Origin of the sequence: Rickettsia endosymbiont of Culicoides newsteadi, from assembly GCF_002259525.1 — a bacterium.
In the GTDB taxonomy this organism is placed as follows: domain Bacteria; phylum Pseudomonadota; class Alphaproteobacteria; order Rickettsiales; family Rickettsiaceae; genus Tisiphia.
The window spans coordinates 1-541 of sequence record NZ_MWZE01000191.1 but is presented as its reverse complement, the minus strand read 5'-3'; the positions used below and the strand labels follow the sequence as shown (position 1 = coordinate 541).

The window sequence follows — 541 nt, the reverse complement described above, 5'->3', positions numbered from 1 at the left end:
CTAGCTCTCCTTTTTTGCTAAAGAATTCTATCTCATTTCTTCTATTTTTGTGTCCAAAATATGGAGACCATTATAGCGAGTTTCGACGACAAAATCACCAACTAGATTGAGTTATCCAGGAAGTCTATTATCGTCCTCTAGAGCGTCGGTATATAGCGAAGAAGATTATACTGATCCACTAGCGGGTAAAATATTTGAGCAAATGCAAGAACTCAAAGAAGGGCTAGCTTATTTGCAGCGGAACATTATTGAGTATTGTCAGTTAATTATGCCGAGCTTTCATCCAGCTTTACTGAAAGATATTCTTGAAGATGAGAAGAGCATAAAATTAGAGAAATATTTACTTTTATCAAAAAGATACTTTCCAGTTTTTAAAAAACTATTTCCTGATATTGGCGGTTATGAACTAAGTAGTATAGCTCGTAACTGCCTACCATCATTCCAACAAATGAATATTGCCACTATATTATAGCAGCTAACATATAGGTTCATACAATAATTTTAACGTTCTACAACTTGCCTCAAATAAGGAATCTCCCCT

General features: G+C 34.6%; 1 protein-coding gene. It reads left to right on the top strand.

Annotation, left to right across the window (positions count from 1 at the left end; all coding sequences use genetic code 11):
* Positions 1-106 precede the first annotated feature (106 nt).
* Positions 107-472, top strand: coding sequence for a hypothetical protein (locus RiCNE_RS07215; protein WP_094649857.1), 366 nt, complete (start codon positions 107-109; stop codon positions 470-472).
* The last annotated feature ends 69 nt before the right edge of the window (positions 473-541 follow it).